The sequence below is a fragment of the Mycobacterium colombiense CECT 3035 genome (assembly GCF_002105755.1).
In the GTDB taxonomy this organism is placed as follows: Bacteria; Actinomycetota; Actinomycetes; order Mycobacteriales; family Mycobacteriaceae; genus Mycobacterium; species Mycobacterium colombiense.
On the sequence record NZ_CP020821.1, the window covers coordinates 4,634,283 to 4,650,867 of the forward strand.

16 protein-coding genes and 1 pseudogene are annotated in these 16,585 nt (G+C 69.3%); 10 read left to right on the forward strand and 7 right to left on the reverse strand.

Annotated elements, in window-relative coordinates:
• Window positions 1-4: 4 nt before the first annotated feature.
• Window positions 5-1,330, reverse strand: coding sequence for a DUF1800 domain-containing protein (locus B9D87_RS21765; protein WP_007768506.1), 1,326 nt, complete (start codon window positions 1,328-1,330; stop codon window positions 5-7).
• A 93-nt stretch (window positions 1,331-1,423) separates the two neighbouring features.
• Between B9D87_RS21765 and B9D87_RS21770 the strand changes: the two genes are divergently transcribed.
• Entirely contained in the window at window positions 1,424-2,281 is an 858-nt protein-coding gene (locus B9D87_RS21770; RefSeq protein ID WP_007768503.1) for an endonuclease domain-containing protein, read from the forward strand.
• 85 nt (window positions 2,282-2,366) lie between these two features.
• Here the strand turns inward: B9D87_RS21770 and B9D87_RS21775 are convergent, their stop codons facing one another.
• From B9D87_RS21775 to glnX, 3 genes are read right to left on the reverse strand one after another with little or no spacing between them, the layout of a single operon-like run.
• Window positions 2,367-4,661 carry a serine/threonine-protein kinase PknG gene (locus B9D87_RS21775; protein WP_007768500.1) on the reverse strand — a complete coding sequence of 765 codons (2,295 nt, stop codon included), beginning with the start codon at window positions 4,659-4,661 and terminating at the stop codon, window positions 2,367-2,369.
• Window positions 4,661-5,638 (reverse strand): glutamate ABC transporter substrate-binding protein, encoded by a 978-nt coding sequence (locus tag B9D87_RS21780; RefSeq protein WP_007768492.1) that lies wholly within the window; start codon window positions 5,636-5,638, stop codon window positions 4,661-4,663. Before B9D87_RS21780 ends, B9D87_RS21775 begins: the two co-directional genes overlap by 1 nt.
• Window positions 5,638-6,957, reverse strand: a complete 1,320-nt coding sequence (gene glnX, locus B9D87_RS21785) for a protein kinase G-activating protein GlnX (protein ID WP_007768490.1) — start codon at window positions 6,955-6,957, stop codon at window positions 5,638-5,640. Before glnX ends, B9D87_RS21780 begins: the two co-directional genes overlap by 1 nt.
• A gap of 140 nt (window positions 6,958-7,097) precedes the next feature.
• Here glnX and B9D87_RS21790 point away from each other — a divergent pair, with 140 nt between their 5' ends.
• A complete protein-coding gene (locus tag B9D87_RS21790; RefSeq protein WP_040629343.1) occupies window positions 7,098-7,730 on the forward strand; it encodes an NUDIX hydrolase in 633 nt (210 codons plus the stop codon).
• On the opposite strand, the gene thiE is transcribed toward B9D87_RS21790, so the two are convergent.
• Window positions 7,702-8,385 (reverse strand): thiamine phosphate synthase, encoded by a 684-nt coding sequence (gene thiE / locus B9D87_RS21795; RefSeq protein ID WP_040629341.1) that lies wholly within the window; start codon window positions 8,383-8,385, stop codon window positions 7,702-7,704. The two genes, B9D87_RS21790 and thiE, sit on opposite strands and share 29 nt — an antisense overlap.
• A 168-nt stretch (window positions 8,386-8,553) precedes the next feature.
• Between thiE and thiO the strand changes: the two genes are divergently transcribed.
• The 4 genes and pseudogenes from thiO to B9D87_RS21815 all read left to right on the forward strand — a co-directional run bounded on the left by thiO (window position 8,554) and on the right by B9D87_RS21815 (window position 11,284).
• A complete protein-coding gene (thiO, locus tag B9D87_RS21800; RefSeq protein ID WP_007768483.1) occupies window positions 8,554-9,576 on the forward strand; it encodes a glycine oxidase ThiO in 1,023 nt (340 codons plus the stop codon).
• Window positions 9,573-9,770: a sulfur carrier protein ThiS gene (gene thiS, locus B9D87_RS21805; RefSeq protein ID WP_007768477.1), complete on the forward strand. Its 198-nt coding sequence runs from the start codon at window positions 9,573-9,575 to the stop codon at window positions 9,768-9,770. Before thiO ends, thiS begins: the two co-directional genes overlap by 4 nt.
• On the forward strand, window positions 9,763-10,521 hold the full coding sequence (locus B9D87_RS21810) for a thiazole synthase (RefSeq protein ID WP_007768474.1): 759 nt from the start codon (window positions 9,763-9,765) through the stop codon (window positions 10,519-10,521). The genes thiS and B9D87_RS21810 overlap by 8 nt, the downstream gene beginning before the upstream one ends.
• Window positions 10,518-11,284, forward strand: a pseudogene (locus B9D87_RS21815) (SGNH/GDSL hydrolase family protein). Before B9D87_RS21810 ends, B9D87_RS21815 begins: the two are co-directional and overlap by 4 nt.
• A 3-nt stretch (window positions 11,285-11,287) precedes the next feature.
• Here B9D87_RS21815 and B9D87_RS21820 read toward each other — a convergent pair.
• Both B9D87_RS21820 and B9D87_RS21825 read right to left on the reverse strand, forming a co-directional pair.
• The gene (locus B9D87_RS21820) at window positions 11,288-11,809 is read right to left on the reverse strand and encodes a hypothetical protein (protein WP_007768471.1); all 522 of its coding nucleotides are present in this window, start codon (window positions 11,807-11,809) and stop codon (window positions 11,288-11,290) included.
• A 90-nt stretch (window positions 11,810-11,899) separates the two neighbouring features.
• Window positions 11,900-12,430, reverse strand: coding sequence for a hypothetical protein (locus tag B9D87_RS21825; protein ID WP_007768468.1), 531 nt, complete (start codon window positions 12,428-12,430; stop codon window positions 11,900-11,902).
• A gap of 337 nt (window positions 12,431-12,767) precedes the next feature.
• Between B9D87_RS21825 and B9D87_RS21830 the strand changes: the two genes are divergently transcribed.
• Genes B9D87_RS21830 through B9D87_RS21845 form a run of 4 tightly spaced genes read left to right on the forward strand, consistent with a single transcriptional unit; the run spans window position 12,768 to window position 16,551 of the window.
• On the forward strand, window positions 12,768-13,106 hold the full coding sequence (locus B9D87_RS21830) for a CD225/dispanin family protein (protein WP_040629335.1): 339 nt from the start codon (window positions 12,768-12,770) through the stop codon (window positions 13,104-13,106).
• A gap of 9 nt (window positions 13,107-13,115) precedes the next feature.
• Window positions 13,116-13,541: a DUF2752 domain-containing protein gene (locus B9D87_RS21835; protein ID WP_007768465.1), complete on the forward strand. Its 426-nt coding sequence runs from the start codon at window positions 13,116-13,118 to the stop codon at window positions 13,539-13,541.
• A 53-nt stretch (window positions 13,542-13,594) separates the two neighbouring features.
• Complete coding sequence (locus B9D87_RS21840) at window positions 13,595-15,085, forward strand: M28 family metallopeptidase (protein WP_007768463.1); 1,491 nt, start codon at window positions 13,595-13,597, stop codon at window positions 15,083-15,085.
• Window positions 15,082-16,551 carry a M28 family peptidase gene (locus B9D87_RS21845; protein ID WP_007768461.1) on the forward strand — a complete coding sequence of 490 codons (1,470 nt, stop codon included), beginning with the start codon at window positions 15,082-15,084 and terminating at the stop codon, window positions 16,549-16,551. Before B9D87_RS21840 ends, B9D87_RS21845 begins: the two co-directional genes overlap by 4 nt.
• Window positions 16,552-16,585 lie beyond the last annotated feature (34 nt).

Genomic DNA, 16,585 nt, shown 5'->3' on the forward strand with positions numbered 1-16,585 from the left:
CTCGCTAGGACGTCAGGTATTCGGGGGTGTTGACGGCGGTCGCGACCAACTGCGCCGGCTGGCGCACCAGCGGCTGCAGCGCGCGGGCGGTGCGGTCAGACCAGGAGCCGACGCCGATCAGATAGCCGACCGCGTCGATGCGGTCGCCGGCGGCGGTGCCCTCGATACCGGAGAGATCGCCGGCGTGTGCCAGTTCGGTCGCGGCGCGCAGGCGGACCCCGGCGCTGGCCGTCGAAAGCCACACCTGGCCGCTGGGCCAGCCCCCGACGTTGGGTGGATAGAACGGGCGCTGGCCCAATGTGCGCAAGGTCGCGTCGATCATCTTCAGGCGCTTGGGATCGTCGACCGGCACCCGCAGGGCCCGGATGACGCCGACGAGCCATTCGGCCGGGGTGTTGACTTTGCTGTTCGGCGCGGCCCGCCCCGAGGTGAACTCGTCGTCGGTCAGGACCGCCCGCGTCAGCGCGCGCAGGTCGCGGTTGGGCCCGTACGCGGCGACCAGCCGCTCGAGCACCGGCGGCGACGCCGGATCGTCGGACGCCACTTGTCGCCACAGCCGTCCCGCGACGTATTCGGCCGATTTGGATTGCGCCAGCACGGCATCGCAGAATCCGGCGGCATCGAAGTTGCCGGTCCGCCCGAACAGCGTCTTGGCGTTCGCGTCATGGCGTTTGGGCGCCATCGAGGTCGTGCCGCCGGCGCCGATCACCCACCCCGTCAGGGCCCGCGCCCCGTTGCGCACGTCGCCCTCGGTGTAGCCGTTGCCATGTCCCAACGCGAACAGCTCCATGAACTCGCGGGCCAGGTTTTCGTTGGGCGCCTTGGCGGTACTGCTCTGCGCGTCCAGCCAGCGCAGCATCGCGGCGTCGGTCAGCATCGCGTACGCGAGGGTGCGAAAATTCCCCAGCGACCCCGCGCGCAGTTTCTGATTCTGCGCGGCCATGTACGCGGCGACCCGCACCTTCTGCGCCGAGGTGGCGAAGTGGTTGTGCCACAACAGGGTCAGCTTTTCGTGCACCGGCTGCCGCACGTGGACCATGCGACGGATCCACCAGTCCGACAGCACACCCAGCTGTTCGGTCACCTGCTCGTTGTATTGCTTGTGCGCGGCCGGCGTGGCGCGCTTGCCCGGCGGGCTCGCCGCGGCGAGGGCGGGCATCGGGGTGGCGACCGCGCCGGGATCGGCGGCGGGATCGGTGGACAGCATCGCGTCCACGTAGCCGGGCCAGTCCCGGCCGACGGCCGCGTCGACCTCGGGTCCGGTCACCCCGAACCCGGCCCGGCGCAGCATGCGGGCCGTGCTGACCCACGCGGGGGACTGGCCTGCCATGCGATAACTGTGCACGGACTTCCTTGCGATTTGCTTGCGACGCCTGTGTATGCAGGTACACGCCATGCCGCAGGCGCGTGCGATGGTCGCGGCATGGGAGATGCTCCGCTGATCGGCAGCGAGGAACTGGCGTCCGGACGGCTGAGTCGCCATCGGCTGCGGGCGGCCTACCGGCCGATCTTTCCGGACGTCTACGTGCCCGCGCACGTGGCGCCCTCGCTGCGGGTGCGCACCCGGGCGGCGTGGTTGTGGTCGGGGCGCAAGGCCGTCATCGGGGGAGCGGCCGCGGCGGCGCTGCACGGCGCGCAGTGGATCCCCGACGAGGTTCCGGTCGAGCTGATACACAGCAACAGCCGTCCACCGGACGGGGTGCTGACGCGCCGCGAAACGCTGGGTGTCGGCGAGACGCAGCTGTGCGACGGGCTCGTCGTCACCACACCGGAGCGAACGGCCTTCGACATCGGCCGCCGCGGGGCCGTCCGCTCCGCGGTGGTCCGCCTCGACGCGCTCGCCCGCGCAACCGGTTTCAAGGTCGACGACGCGCTGCGGGTCGCCAAGGCACACCCACGCACGCACGGGCTGCGGCGGCTGGAAGCCGCGCTCGACCTGGTCGACCCGGGCGCGCAGTCGCCGCGGGAAAGCTATCTGCGGCTGCTCCTCATCGACGCCGGCCTGCCCCGGCCGCAGACCCAGATTCCCGTGCTCGGGGTCGACGGCCTTCCGGTCGCCTACCTCGACCTGGGCTGGCAGGAACGCCTGGTCGCCGTAGAGTACGACGGCGACCAGCACCGCACCGACCGACGGCAATACGTCAAAGACATTCACCGCGCGGAGACGCTCGAGCGGCAGGGCTGGATCGTCGTGCGGGTCGTCGCCGAGGACCGGCCCGCCGGCATCGTCCGCCGGGTACGTGCGGCGCTGGCGAAATCGGCTGTGAATCCTCGGCTTTGAGTGTGAGCCCAGAGCGGGGCTTGCCGGCGTGTCGCCGCCCGGGATTCACACCGAAAGCCGTGAGTTCACACTCGACGGCCAGACCCTAGAAAGTGCTGGTCGGCCGCACCCGGTTCGCCATGTCGACCAGCGCGTAGCGGTGCCGCTGGGTCGGGGCGACGCGGGCGAGGTTGCGCAGCGACGCCTCGACGCCCAGCCGCAAACCGTGCTCGGTGAACGGGAATCCGAGGATGTGGTTGGTGCTGGCCTTGTTGTCTTCCAGCCAGTCCATCGCGCAGCCCAGCACCAGCGCGCGGATCTGCAACACGCGGGGCTCGGTGGGCGGCAGCGCCTCCACCCGCCGGGCCGCGTCGCGGATGTCCTCTTCGGTGATCTCGCTCTTGGTCCGGCCGGACAGCAGGGTCACCGCGCTGGTCAGCCGCGCGGTGGTGAAGTGCCGCGAGGTGGCCGGCACCTCGTCCAGCGTGCGCACCGCGGCGGCCCGATCCCCTTCCGCGGACAGCGTTCTGGCCAACCCGAACGCGGCCGAGATCACGCCGTCGTTAGTCTTCCACACCGTCTCGTAGAACTTGTGGTCGTCGACGTCGCCGGCCAGCTCGGCGGTGGCGGCCAGCGCCAGCTTGGGCGCCAGCTCGCCGGGGAACGTGTCCAGCACCTCGGTGAAATGCGTTGTGGCCGAATCGTAGTCGCCGGTGAGCAGCTCGGCGACGGCCTTGTACCACACCAGTCGCCACTGCCAGCCGACCCGCTCGGCCAGGTCGTCGAGCTTGCGGGTGGCCTTGGCCACGTCGCCCAGATCCAGCAGCGCGCGCACCTCCATCAGCGGCAGCTCCACCGACTCGGACACCTCGATGCCGTCGGCGTCGAGCGTCCCGTGCCGGGCCGCGCGCAACGAGTCCAGCGTCTGGACCGGCTGGGACAACACGGTCGCCTGCAGGACGGGGGCCGCGACGTCGGCCGGATCGACCAGCGGAACCTGAAGCGCGGTAACGATTTCGCGCGCGGTCAGCTTCTCCGAGTGGACCTGACCGTCCAGGTACACGTCGGTGTGTGCGACCAGCAGGTCCACCCCGAACGTCGAGCGGCTGGGGCTGAAGATGGTCGACAGGCCGGGCCGCGGCACCCCGGTGTCAGCGGCGACCACCTCGCGCAGCACACCCATCAACTGCGCGGACATCTCCTCGGTGCTCAAGAACCGGCGCCGCGGGTCCGGATCGATGGCGCGGCGCAACAACCGTCGGAAGGAGTCGTAGGTGGTCAACACCGGGTCGTGCTCGGGCAGGCCGTCGACGTAGCGGCCGTTGCGGGTCTGCAGGTTCAGCGTGAGCGCGGCCAGCGTGCGGCCCACCGTGTAGATGTCGGTGGCGACGGTGGGGCCGGTCCGCACGATCTCGGGCGCCTGGAAACCCGGTGTGCCATACAGGTATCCGAACGAGTTGATTCGCGACACCGCGCCCAGGTCGATCAGCTTGAGCTGCTCTTCGGTGAGCATGATGTTCTCCGGCTTCAGGTCGTTGTAGACCAGGCCGATGGAGTGCAGATAGCTCAGCGCGGGCAGGATTTCCAGCACGTAGGCAACGGCCTCGGCGACCGGCAGCTTCTCGCCCTTCCCGTGCCGCAGCGGCTGACCGCCGACGTACTCCATGACGATGAGGCCGACCGGATTTCCGTGCTGGTCGGTGTGCTCGACGAAGTTGAAGATCTGCACGATCTGCGGGTGGACCACCTCGGCCAGGAACTGCCGCTCGGCCATCGCGATCGCCTGCGCCTCCGCGTCGCCGGAGTGCACCAAGCCCTTGAGCACCACCGGCCGGTCGTTGACATTGTGATCGACCGCCAGATACACCCAGCCCAGTCCGCCGTGCGCGATGCAGCCCTTCACCTCGTACTGGTTGGCAACGATGTCACCCGGATTGAGCTGCGGCAGAAACGAATACGGGCTCCCGCAGGACGGGCACCAGCCTTCCGACGTGCCCTTGGCCTTCTTGCTGGACCGCCCGACCGGTTTGCCGCAGTTCCAGCAGAAGCGCTTGGACTCCGGCACCACCGGATTGGTCATCAGTGCCTCGCGCGGGTCGATGTCCCGCCCGCGCGGGATCTCGACCAGGCCACCGCCGAGCTGCCGGACCGCCGGCACCGAGCGCGTCGCCACCGTCATGCGGTCCTGCAGATCGGTGTCTGTAGCGCCCAGCGAGATGTGGGGAAAGTCGTCGTCGTCATCGTCGTCGAAGTCGGGACGGAACAGCGCCTGGGTCGCCTGCAGCCGTCCCGTCGCCGGACCGCCGGTCTGGACGTCGGCCGGCTGGGTGCCGGGGCCCACGTCTGCAGCCTCTTCCGGGCCGGAATCCGGCTGCTCGGATTGCTTCTCCGGCTCGGCCATCAGTCCAGGTACCTCGGTACGGGTGGAGCCGGCGCGGGGCCCAGCACCGTTAACCACTTGCGGTACAACGTGTTCCAGGTGCCGTCGCGACGGATCCGTTCCAGGGTTCCGTTGACGAACCGCACCAGTCCGGTGTTGTTCAGATTGACCCCGATGCCATAGGGCTGGGTGGCCATGTTCGGGCCGACGATGTGCAGGTAGGGGTCCTCTTCGACGAGCCCGGCCAGGATCGAATCGTCCGTGCTGACCGCGTCGATCTCGCGCTGCTGCATCGCCACCAGGCAATCGGCCCAGTTGACCACCGACACCACCACCGGTGGCGGGTCGATCTGCTGGATGCGGTGCAGCGACGTGGTGCCCTTGGCCACGCAGACCCGCTTGCCGGACAGGTCGGAGACCTTGACGATCGACGAGTCGCGCGGGGCCAGGATGCGCTGGTTGGCGTCGAGGTAGACGGTCGAGAAGTTCACCTGCTTGCGCCGATCGCAGGTGATGGTCATGGTCTTGACCACGACGTCGACCTCGGAGCGCTGCAGCGCGGTGACCCGTTCGTCCGAGGACAGGATCCGGTATTCGACGTGGGACGGCGCCCCGAAGATGTCGCGCGCGATCTCGCCGGCGATGTCGACGTCGAAACCGGTGATCTCACCGGTGATCGGGTCGCGGAAGCTGAACAGGTTGCTGCCGATGTCGAGCCCGACGATCAGCCGGCCCCGGGCGCGGATGTCGGCGACCGCGGCGTCCGCCTCCGCCTTGGTGGCAAAGGGCCGCAGGCTGGCCGTCAGGTCGCAGTTCTGGTTCGGGCCGTCGGGCGGCAGCGGCGGCTGCGGCGGCAACTGCTCCATGCCGACCGGTGTCGGCGGCGGCAACGTCGGGACGCTGGCCACCCGCAGCGATTCCGTGTGTCCGCAGCCCGCCAGCAGCACCGCGGCGGCGGCCACGGTGCACGCCCGGCGAAGCAGGGGCAGGCGGATCATTATCGATACTCTTTCAGCCTCGGCCACAGGCCCAGCGCCACTGCGATGGCGGCACCCAGGCTGAGCACGACGCCGCCGACCTGGGCGCCGGACAGCCCGCTGCGCGCGTTGATGACGTCGTTGCGCAGGTGGATCCGGCCCTGGTCCATCGCCTTGACCAGCTCGTCGTCCAGCTTGTCGAACGCCGGGGTGGAGTCTTCCTCGCTGCTGCCCAGCGCCACCTGGGTGGCCGCCCGGTAGTTACCCACCGAGATGTAGGAGGTGATCCGGTCGTTGGCCTGGCGCCAGCGCAGCAGCAGCTGATCGGCGCCTTCCAGGTCCGGCTTGTCCACCGCGTCGCTGCGGGACATGTACTGGTCGAGCTGGCGGTGCATGGAATCGAGGCGCTGATAGAACGACTGCTTGCGCTTCTCCTCGTCGCCGCGCCGGATCAGCGACAGCGTCTCGTCGGCACGCGCCTGCTGCGCGGTGATGGCGACATTGGTGACGGTCTTGAGGGATTCCGCGGCAGTGTCCTTCGCGCTACGACTGGCCGTCGTAGAAATGGTCAGCGCAGTTCCAACCCAAACCACCATGACGAGAATAGCGAGTGCGCCCACCACCAGGCCGGGGTTGATTCGGCGCCGCGTGCGCCGGGCCAGCCAGCGGTGCGAGAAGGCGCCGAAGACCACGGTGGCGCCGACCACCATGATGACCGGCGCCGGGATCTGCGTCGACGCGGTGGTCTCCGCGTCCACCCGCTCCGACGTCGCCTGATACAGCTTGGCCGCGTCGGGCAGGATCGTCGACTGCATCAGGCCCGACGCCTCCGACAGGTACGACGACCCGACCGGGTTGCCCTCCCGGTTGTTGGTCCGGGCGATCTCGATCAGCCCGGTGTAGACGGCCAGCTCGGCGTTGATCCGGCCCAGCAGCTGCACCAGCGGCTCGTCGGTGAGGCCGCTCGACGCCCGGGTCACCGCGACGGACGCGTCGGTGATCGCCTGCTCGTAGCGCTGGCGAACCGGCTGCGGCTCGGCCTCGGCGATGAACGCGGTGGCGGCGGCGGCATCGGCGACCGACAGTGTGGTGTAGAGCCGCCCGGCGGCGAACGACAGCGGCTCGGTGTGGTTGAGCACCGTGGTGAGCACCTGCTGCCGGTGGTTGATGGTGGTCGAGGTGGCGAAGGCGCTGATGCCGCCGAGCGCGGCCAGCACGATCCCGATGGTCAAGATGCGGCCCGGCGTCGTCGAGATGAACCACCAGCGTGGATGAGCCGGTTCGGCCGGTGACCGCGATCCCTGCGGCTCGGTCGACGGGTGCGCCAGCTCAACCGTCACGTCTTATCAGCCCTCATCTCTCGGCCATTTCGTTTCGCTGCACGGACCTCTATAAGCGAAGTCTAAGAGCATGTTCGGGTGGATGGGTGGAGGCGGACGCAATTGACGACGCCCAAACCAAGTCTGCATATCCTGAATCCGTGCAGGGCGACGGTGACGGCTGGGTGATCTCCGACAGCGGCGCCCATTACTGGGGCCGGTTCGGAGCGGCGGGTTTGCTGGTGCGGGCCCCGCAACCCGACGGCACGCCCGCGGTGCTGCTGCAGCACCGCGCGGTGTGGAGCCACCAGGGCGGGACGTGGGGCCTGCCCGGGGGCGCCCGGGACAGCCACGAGACGCCCGAGGAGACCGCGGTCCGCGAAGCGAACGAGGAGGCCGGGCTGGTCGGTGAGCGGCTCGCCGTGCGCGCGACCGTGGTCACGGCCGAGGTCGCCGGGATCGCCGGCACGCACTGGAGCTACACCACCGTCGTCGCCGACGCCGATGAGTTGCTGCACACCGTGCCCAACCGGGAGAGCGCCGAGATGCGCTGGGTCGCCGAAACAGAGGTGGCCGACCTGCCGCTGCATCCCGGCTTCGCGGCCAGCTGGCAGCGGCTGCGCACCGCGCCGGCGGTGTTGCCGCTGGACCACGGCGACGAGCGACGGCAATACCTGCCGCGCACGATCGAGATCGAGGCCGGCGTCTTCGTCTGGTGTACCCCCGGTGACGCGGGCCAGGAGCCCTCGCAGCTGACCCGGCGGATCAGCTCGCTGCTGCCAGCGCCGAGCTGAGCCGCCGCGCCGCGGCCCGCGGGTCAGCGGCCGCGGTGATCGCCCGCACCACCACGATGCGCCGGGCGCCGGCGTCGAGCACCTCGGGCAGCCGCCGCTCGTCGATGCCGCCGATCGCGAACCACGGCTTGTCGGCGTTGAACTCGGCGGCGGCCCGCACCAGGCCCAGGCCCGGCGCCGCTCGCCCCGGTTTGGTGGGGGTGGGCCAGCACGGGCCGACGCAGAAGTAGTCCACTTCGCCGCGCGCCGCCGCGGCGGCCTGTTCGCGGTCGTGGCTGGACAGCCCGAGCAGCACGTCCGGCCCGGCGATGTCGCGGGCGATGGCCGGCGGCAGGTCGCCCTGCCCGAGGTGCAGCACGTCGGCGCCGGCCGCGCGGGCGATGTCGGCGCGGTCGTTGACGGCGAACAAGGCGCCGTGCCGGCGGGCCGCGCCGGCCAGGATCTGGCACGCCGCCAGCTCCTCGCGCGCCTCGAGCGGGCCGAACCGCTGCTCACCGGCCGATCCCTTGTCGCGCAGCTGGATGATGTCCACGCCGCCGGCCAGGGCGGCGTCGGCGAACTCGGCCAGATCGCCGCGCTCGCGGCGCGCGTCGGTGCACAGATACAACCGCGCGGTCGCCAGGACGGAAAGTCGACTATCAACGGGACGCTGCACACCGAGACGCTAGCGCGCTAGCGTGGAGCCGAAGAGAACTACTAGACACGGGAGTCCCGGGTATAGCTGCGGGGCTGAGAGTGGGCACAGCCGGACCAGCCGGATCTGCCCTTACCGTCACACCTGATCCGGATCATGCCGGCGAAGGGAGGCTCCACAATGACCGGGATGCCCTCGGGTCCCCCGCTGGGGTCGCTGGCCGTCATCGGCGGCGGCGTCATCGGGCTCGCGGTGGCGCGGCGCGCCGCGCAAGCCGGGTGGTCGGTCCGGGTGCACCGCAGCGACCAGAAGGGCGCGTCGTGGGTCGCCGGCGGCATGCTGGCTCCGCACAGCGAGGGCTGGCCGGGTGAAGAGCGGCTGTTGCGGCTGGGCCTGGAATCGCTGCGGCTGTGGCGCGAGGGCGGCTTCCTGGACGGGCTGCCGGTCGAGGTGGTCACCGCGCGCGAGTCGCTGGTGGTGGCCGTTGACCGCGCCGACGTCGAAGACCTGCGCACCGTCGCGGACTGGTTGTCCGCCCAGGGGCATCCGGTGGTCTGGGAGTCGGCCGCCCGCGACGTCGAACCCCTGCTGGCGCAGGGCATCCGGCACGGCTTCCGGGCGCCCACCGAGCTGGCCGTGGACAACCGCGCGGTGGTGGAGGCGTTGGGCGCGGAGTGCGAGCGCCTCGGGGTGGCATGGGCGCCGGCGGTGCGCGACCTGTCGCGCGTCGAGGGCGACGCCGTGGTGATCGCCAACGGTATCGACGCGCCGGCGCTGTGGCCCGGGCTGCCGGTGCGGCCGGTCAAGGGTGAAGTGCTGCGCCTGCGGTGGCGCAAGGGCTGTATGCCGTTGCCGCAGCGGGTTGTTCGTGCCCGCGTGCATGGACGGCAGGTGTACCTGGTGCCGCGCGCCGACGGGGTGGTCGTCGGGGCCACCCAATACGAACACGGGCGCGACACCGCCCCGGTCGTGTCGGGGGTGCGTGACCTGCTCGACGACGCGTGCGCGGTGCTGCCGGCGCTGGGCGAATACGAGCTGGCCGAGTGCGCCGCCGGGTTACGCCCGATGACCCCCGACAACCTGCCGCTGGTGCATCGCCTGGACGCGCGGACGCTGGTCGCCGCCGGCCACGGCCGGTCGGGATTTTTGTTGGCGCCCTGGACGGCAGAGCAGATCGTTTCCGAACTGGCCTTGGTTGGAGCACACGGATGATCGTCATGGTCAACGAAAAAAACATCGACGTCGACGCGCACACCACGGTCGCCGCGCTGCTGGATTCCCTGGGGTTTCCGGACCGCGGCGTCGCGGTGGCGTTGGACGACGCGGTGATACCTCGATCCCGTTGGGCTACAAAACTTTTCGATGGTGCCCGGCTCGAGATAGTGACGGCGGTGCAAGGTGGCTGACGCTAAACTGACGATTGGCGACCGCAGCTTCGCGTCGCGGCTCATCATGGGCACCGGGGGAGCGAGCAACCTCGCGGTGCTTGAGGAGGCGCTGGTCGCGTCGGGCACCGAACTGACCACCGTCGCGATCCGCCGCGTCGACGCCGAGGGCGGCACCGGGCTGCTCGATCTGCTCAACCGGCTGGGCATCACGCCGCTCCCCAACACCGCGGGATGCCGCGGCGCGGCCGAGGCGGTACTCACCGCACAGCTGGCGCGGGAGGCGCTGAACACCAACTGGATCAAGCTCGAGGTGATCGCCGACGAACGCACGCTGCTGCCCGACGCCGTCGAATTGGTGCGAGCCGCAGAACAATTGGTCGATGACGGGTTTGTCGTGCTGCCCTACACCAACGATGATCCCGTGCTGGCGCGCCGGCTGGAGGACGCCGGATGCGCGGCGGTCATGCCGCTGGGGTCGCCGATCGGCACCGGCCTCGGCATCACCAATCCACACAACATCGAGATGATCGTCGCCCGGGCCGGCGTGCCGGTGGTGCTCGACGCCGGCATCGGAACCGCCAGCGACGCCGCCCTGGCGATGGAATTGGGTTGCGACGCCGTGCTGTTGGCCACCGCGGTGACCAGGGCCGCCGATCCCGCCGCGATGGCTGCCGCGATGGCCGCCGCCGTCACCGCCGGCTATCTGGCCCGGCGCGCCGGACGCATCCCGAAGCGATTCTGGGCGCAGGCGTCGAGCCCACAACGATGAGTCGTTATGTCGCGCTGGGTAGTTCGATGGCCGCGGGTCCGGGCATCCGGCCCCGCGCCGCGGGGCTCCGCGGTGGTCGGGCCGATCGGCACGCAACTACGCCCACCTGATTGCGCAGCGGTACCAGTACGACCTGATCGACGTGACCTTCTCCGGGGCGACGACCGCGAATGTGCTCGCCGAGCGCCAGAGCGGCGCGCAGGCGCAGATCGCCGCCCTGGACGGCACCGAGAGCCTGGTCACGGTGACCATCGGCGGCAACGACGTGGGCTACGTTCCCCTGTTGATGGCCGCGTCCCTGCCACGCCCGCTGCGGCACGTGCCGCTGCTGGGGAATCGCATCGCCGAACTGCTGGACCGTGACGCGCGAGATCGCGCCCTGGACGGGGTGTTTGAATCGCTGTGCGCGGTCGGTCGTGCCGTGCGTCAGCGATCCACCCGGGCGCGGATCTTCTTCGTCGACTACCTGACGATCCTGCCGCCGCCGGGCGTGCCGGCGGAGCCGCTGTCGGCCGCCGACGCCGACCTGGGCCGGCACGTGGCCGCCACACTGGAGACGATGACGGCCGACGCCGCCGCGGCGACCGGTTGCGACATCATCCGCGCCGGGGCGGCGGGCCGCGAACACCACGCTTGGTCGGCGGAGCCGTGGACGACGCTGCCGGCGCGATTCGGTGTCCCGCTACCGGGACGTCCCGCTCCGTTGCACCCGAACGCCGCCGGGATGCGCGCGGTAGCGGACTTGATTGCGGCTCAGCTGTAGACGTCAGCCGTTGGTGCGCCACCACTGGTAGAGCGCGTTGACGTCGGAATTGGCGGCTGTCAGGTGACCCAACACATTCTTGGCATCGGTGGTCCAGGTCAACGTCGCGTAGTTCTTATAGGTGCCACAGGCGATCTGGCCGCCCGTCTGGCCGTTCTGCTTCCAGGTTCCCGGCGACGCGCCCGCGTCCCCACACGCGGCCAGGGACACGTCCTTGATGGTGGAGCTGAACGCCGAGCCCAGATTCGTGCTGTTGGAGAAGAGCGCGTAGACGCCGGAGCCCGGTCCGTTGGAGTCGGGGCTTTGCCCGCAAAGGAGTTCGGCCAGTTCGCCGGTTTCGGTCAGCTCCTGCGGCTTGCAGTTGTTCAGGCCGTAGCCCTTGGACAGCGAGGCGGCCAGCGTATTCATGTCCGACGCGTTGCCGGTGTTGGGTTCGGCGTTCGCGGCGCCAACACCCGCGAAAGCCAAGCTGCCGGTGAAAGCTGCTGCCGATACGACGCGCAGCGCGGTGTTCCAATGTGACATTTTCCTGACTCCTTGTGTTGAGGGGAATAAAGAGGGGCGAACGTTTCTGGGTTAGCGGTTCACGGAATCGGTTGCGGCACAGCGGCAACCTCACCCGTTAGCGCGCCACCACTGGTAGAGCGCCGCAACGTCGGCGTTGGACGCGCGCAGGTAACTCAGCGTGTTGCCGGCGTCCGTGGTCCAGATGATCTCGGCGGCGTTTCGGTACGTGCCGCAGGCCGCCTGCCCGGCGCTGACGGTCGAACCGTCCTTGTGCCAGCTGGATGGCGACTGGCCGGCGTCCCCGCACGGAACCAGGGCGTCCTCTTTGATGGTGGCCTTGAACGAGGTGGCCAGATTGTCGGCGTTGGCGAACAGGACGTACTTGGCCTGAACCGGGCCGCGCGGGTCGGGGCTCTGCCCGCAGGTGAGCACCGCCAGTTGTGTGCCGCGGTCGATGTTCTGGGCGGAGCAGTTGTTCAGGCCGTAGCCCTTCGACAGCGAGGCCGCAAGCGCGTTGATATCCGAAGCGTTCCCGGTGGTGCCCGGATCCGCGCCCGCCGAGCCGCCGCCCGCTAAGGCCAGACCGCCACTGAGCGCCGTCGCCGTCGCCGCCCTCAGCGCGTTGCTGAAATCAGACATGAATGGCTCCTTAACGGCCGCTTCTAAACACGGATAGTAGGGCTATGTCGTGGTAAAGCAATACATTCCGCAGGCAATTGTCTGTGTGGGCATCCTTCCTCGGCTGAGCCCGCAGAGGCCCAGGAAAATGATAGTGCCGCGCCGCTCGTCGCGCAGGGTCACGAATTATGTTGAGGCGGCGCCATAATCCCGACTTTCGGGGAGCACGGGGGTGCCGGGGGCCCGTCTCGACCGTGGCCGCAAAACAAGATTTCTTCATTGCTAGTGCCGATCTCAGTCCGCTCGGGTATGGTTAGCACCGCTTTACGCCAGCTAACTCCCCTTGACTGGAGCATCCATGACACAACCCCCACCTCCTCCGCCGCCGCCCTCGCCCGGTTACCCGCCGCAGCCGCCGGCCGGCCAAGCGCCGAATAACTATCTGGTGTGGTCGATCCTGGCGACCCTCTTCTGCTGTCTGCCCTTCGGAATCGTGGCGATCGTCAAGTCGAGCCAGGTGAATGGGCTGTGGGCGCAGGGCCGTTACGCCGAGGCGCAGGCGTCCGCCGAAAGCGCCAAGAAGTGGGTGATCTGGTCGGTGGTCATCGGCGTCGTCGTGGGCGTCATCTACGGCATCCTGATGGCGGTCGGTGCGCTGAACACGAACACCAATGCGGCACTCGCCGCGATGTTCTAGAGCCCGATCATGGGGACCCGCTGGGGGGCGGCGCACGCGAATCTGGGTGCACCACTGGTGGTGGCCGCAGCCACGACGTTGATGTGCGCCGCCATCTGGGCGGGTGACCCGACCACCCCGCACGGCCCGCTGCCGGTATGCCCCACCAAGGCGTTGTTGGGGATCGACTGTCCCGGATGCGGCAGCTTGCGCATGGTGTATTCGCTGATGCACGGCAATCTGTTGGCGGCCGCCAGGTTCAACGCCTTGGGCCTGGCGGCGGTCGGGCTGTTGCTGTGGGCCTACTTCGCCTGGACCTACGGGCGCCTGGTGGGCCGGCGGATCCGCGGCTGGCAACACCGGCGCTGGGCCGCCGCCGTGACCCTGTCGCTGGTGCTGGCCTGGTTCGTGGTGCGCAACATCCCCGTCGCGCCGTTCACCGCGCTGTATGTCTGATACCGCCGTGTCCTGAACCGGGCCGGTCAGGGCGCGGTCTAACCTGGGGCGCGATGGTGAACAAATCCACGACGATTCCGGCGTTGGTCGCCGTGGTCGCAATGACCGCATTCTCAACCGGATGCTTTCATCGGTCGGCTGGTTCGCAGCAAACGCCAGCTGCCGCGGGCGAATTTGCCTCTGCGTTGCGGGGCAAGGTCACCACCGACGCGATGATGGCGCACCTGTCGAAGCTGCAGGACATCGCCAACGCCAACAACGGCACCCGGGCGGTGGGCACTCCCGGCTACGAGGCGAGCGTCGACTACGTGGTAAACGTTTTGCGCGGCAGCGGATTTGACGTACAAACACCCGAATTCTCGGCGCGGGTGTTCCATGCCGACAAGCCGGAACTCACCGTCGGCGGCAAGCCGGTGGAGGCGCACGCACTGGACTTCAGCCTGGGTACCGGGCCCGACGGGGTGAGCGGGCCGCTGGTCGCCGTGCCGGCGAACAACCTGGGCTGCGCGGCCTCCGACTACGCGAACCTGCCGGTGCAGGGCGCGGTGGTGCTGGTCGACCGCGGCACCTGTCCGTTCGCCCAGAAGGAAGACGCCGCGGCGCAGCGTGGCGCCGCGGCGATGCTCATCGCCGACAACGTCGACGAACAGGAGATGGGTGGCACGCTCGGCCCGGCCACCGACGTAAAGATTCCGGTGCTGAGCGTGACCAAGTCGGTGGGCGTGCAGCTGCGCGGGCAGCCGGGGACCACCACCATCAAGCTCAACGCCAGCGCCCAAAGTTTCCGGGCCCGCAACGTGATTGCGCAGACCAAGACCGGATCGGCGACCGATGTGGTGATGGCGGGGGCGCACCTGGACAGCGTGCCCGCCGGGCCGGGCATCAACGACAACGGCTCGGGCGTGGCTGCGGTGCTGGAAACCGCTGTGCGGCTGGGGAGTTCGCCGTCGGTACACAATGCGCTACGGTTCGGTTTCTGGGGGGCCGAGGAGCTCGGGCTGATCGGGTCGCGCAACTACGTCGAGTCGCTGGACCTGACGGCGCTGAAAAACATTGCGCTGTACCTGAATTTCGACATGCTGGCCTCGCCGAACCCCGGCTACTTCACCTATGATGGCGACCAGTCGCTGCCCGCGGACGCCCGCGGCCAGCCGGTGGTGCCCGAGGGTTCGGCCGGTATCGAGCGGACACTGGTCGCGTACCTGAAGTCGGCCGGAAAGACCGCGCAGGACACGTCCTTCGACGGCCGGTCCGACTATGACGGGTTCACGCTGGCGGGCATCCCGGCGGGCGGCCTGTTCTCCGGCGCCGAGGGCAAGATGTCCGCCGACCAGGCCAAGTTGTGGGGCGGGACCGCCGACCAGCCATTCGACCCCAACTACCACCAGAAAACCGACACCCTCGACCACGTCGACCGGACCGCGCTGGGCATCAACGGTGGCGGCGTGGCGTACGCGATCGGCCTCTACGCGCAAGACATCGGCGGGCACAACGGCGTCCCCGTCATGGCCGACCGCACCCGGCACGTGCTCAACAAGTCATGATCTCTCGGCTGGGCGCTACTCTGCTGTTGATCGCCGTGCTGGCCGCGTGCTCGGCGACGCGGCCGGGGGCGCCGGCGGCGACGCCGGACCTCGGGCACAGTTTGGCCAAAAGGGTGAACGCCGAAGGCCTGCTGACGCACCTGCGTGCCCTGCAAAACATCGCCAACGGCAATGGCGGCAACCGCGCGGACGGGACCCCGGGGTTCAACGCCAGCGTGGACTACGTTGCTAAAGCCCTGCGCGACAAGGGTTTCGACGTACAGACGCCGCAGTTCGACCGGCTCTACACCGTGTCCTTGGGCAAGCCCGCGGTGACCGTTGCGGGCCGCTCCTATCCCGTCGACCAGGCGTCGCTGCTGGTTCAGACGCCGCCCGGCGGACTGACCGGCCAGCCGATCCGGCCGGCGCGGCCGTCGGGTTGCGCACCCAACGACTACCCGGCCGCCGTGCCCAAGGGCGTGATCGCCGTCGTCGATGACGCCCAGTGTTCGGTGGTCGACAAGCAGAACAGCGCGGTGGCCAAGGGCGCGAGTGCGGTGATCGTGCTCAGTTCGTCCACCGGGCGGGGAGCCCCGCCCACGCTGTTCACCACCGGCTACTTCAAGAAACTGACCGTGCCGGTTGCCGTGCTGGGTTCCTCCGGCGCCGCCGCGCTGACGGGCTCCACCGCGCCGATACGTCTGGTGCTGGATGCGCAGAACGTCAAGATCACTTCCCGAAACGTCGTGGCGCAGACCAAGACCGGGTCGGCTCACGACGTCGTCGTGGTGGGCGCGCACCTGGACGGCTCGCGCGCCGGGCCCGGCATCAACGACGACGGATCAGGGGTGGCCGCCGTCCTGGAGACGGCGCTGCAGCTGGGTCCGCTCGCTCCGGTGAACAACGCGGTGCGGTTCGTGTTCTGGGGCGCCGACCTCGACGGCCGCAACGGCGTCCTGGACTACGTGTTCGGCATGGACCGCGACCAACTCAACGACATCGCGCTGTACTTGAACTTCACCATGCTGGGTTCGCCGAACGCCGGATTCTTCACCGACGACGGCGATCAGTCCGGGCCGCCCGGCCCGGGTGTCTCGCCCGCGGATGTGCCCGAAGGCTCGGCCGGCATCGAACGCACCCTGTCCGGTTATCTGAACCTCGCCGGCAAGCGGCCCGCGGACATGCCGTTGGACACCCGGGCCGACTACCACCCCTTCATGATCGCGGGCGTGCCCGTCGGCGGGATGACCACCGGATCCTCGCAGCCGAAAACGCCCGTGCAGGCGCGGCTGTGGGGCGGCCAGGCCGGCGTGGCGTTCGACCCGAACTTCCAGGGGCCACGCGACACCGTCGACAACATCAACCGGGAAGCGTTGGCCGTCATGGGTTCCGGCGTCGGATTCGCCGTGGGCAGCTACGCCGAGTCCATCGGCGGGGTCAACGGTGTGCCGCCACACAATAAGAGGCATCGCAGCCGGGTGCCGTAACCGCGCCGTCCATAGCGCGACCCTGCCAAAAAGT

What these genes read in the sequence shown, in the direction of transcription:
- B9D87_RS21845 (WP_007768461.1), top strand. Translation starts at nt 15,082, where the DNA reads ATGATCTCTCGGCTGGGCGCTACTCTGCTGTTGATCGCCGTGCTGGCC.
- thiO (WP_007768483.1), top strand. Translation starts at nt 8,554, where the DNA reads ATGCCCTCGGGTCCCCCGCTGGGGTCGCTGGCCGTCATCGGCGGCGGC.
- B9D87_RS21780 (WP_007768492.1), bottom strand. Translation starts at nt 5,638, where the DNA reads ATGATCCGCCTGCCCCTGCTTCGCCGGGCGTGCACCGTGGCCGCCGCC.
- B9D87_RS21775 (WP_007768500.1), bottom strand. Translation starts at nt 4,661, where the DNA reads ATGGCCGAGCCGGAGAAGCAATCCGAGCAGCCGGATTCCGGCCCGGAA.
- B9D87_RS21825 (WP_007768468.1), bottom strand. Translation starts at nt 12,430, where the DNA reads ATGTCTGATTTCAGCAACGCGCTGAGGGCGGCGACGGCGACGGCGCTC.
- B9D87_RS21840 (WP_007768463.1), top strand. Translation starts at nt 13,595, where the DNA reads ATGGTGAACAAATCCACGACGATTCCGGCGTTGGTCGCCGTGGTCGCA.
- B9D87_RS21820 (WP_007768471.1), bottom strand. Translation starts at nt 11,809, where the DNA reads ATGTCACATTGGAACACCGCGCTGCGCGTCGTATCGGCAGCAGCTTTC.
- thiS (WP_007768477.1), top strand. Translation starts at nt 9,573, where the DNA reads ATGATCGTCATGGTCAACGAAAAAAACATCGACGTCGACGCGCACACC.
- B9D87_RS21830 (WP_040629335.1), top strand. Translation starts at nt 12,768, where the DNA reads ATGACACAACCCCCACCTCCTCCGCCGCCGCCCTCGCCCGGTTACCCG.
- B9D87_RS21770 (WP_007768503.1), top strand. Translation starts at nt 1,424, where the DNA reads ATGGGAGATGCTCCGCTGATCGGCAGCGAGGAACTGGCGTCCGGACGG.
- B9D87_RS21765 (WP_007768506.1), bottom strand. Translation starts at nt 1,330, where the DNA reads ATGGCAGGCCAGTCCCCCGCGTGGGTCAGCACGGCCCGCATGCTGCGC.
- B9D87_RS21835 (WP_007768465.1), top strand. Translation starts at nt 13,116, where the DNA reads ATGGGGACCCGCTGGGGGGCGGCGCACGCGAATCTGGGTGCACCACTG.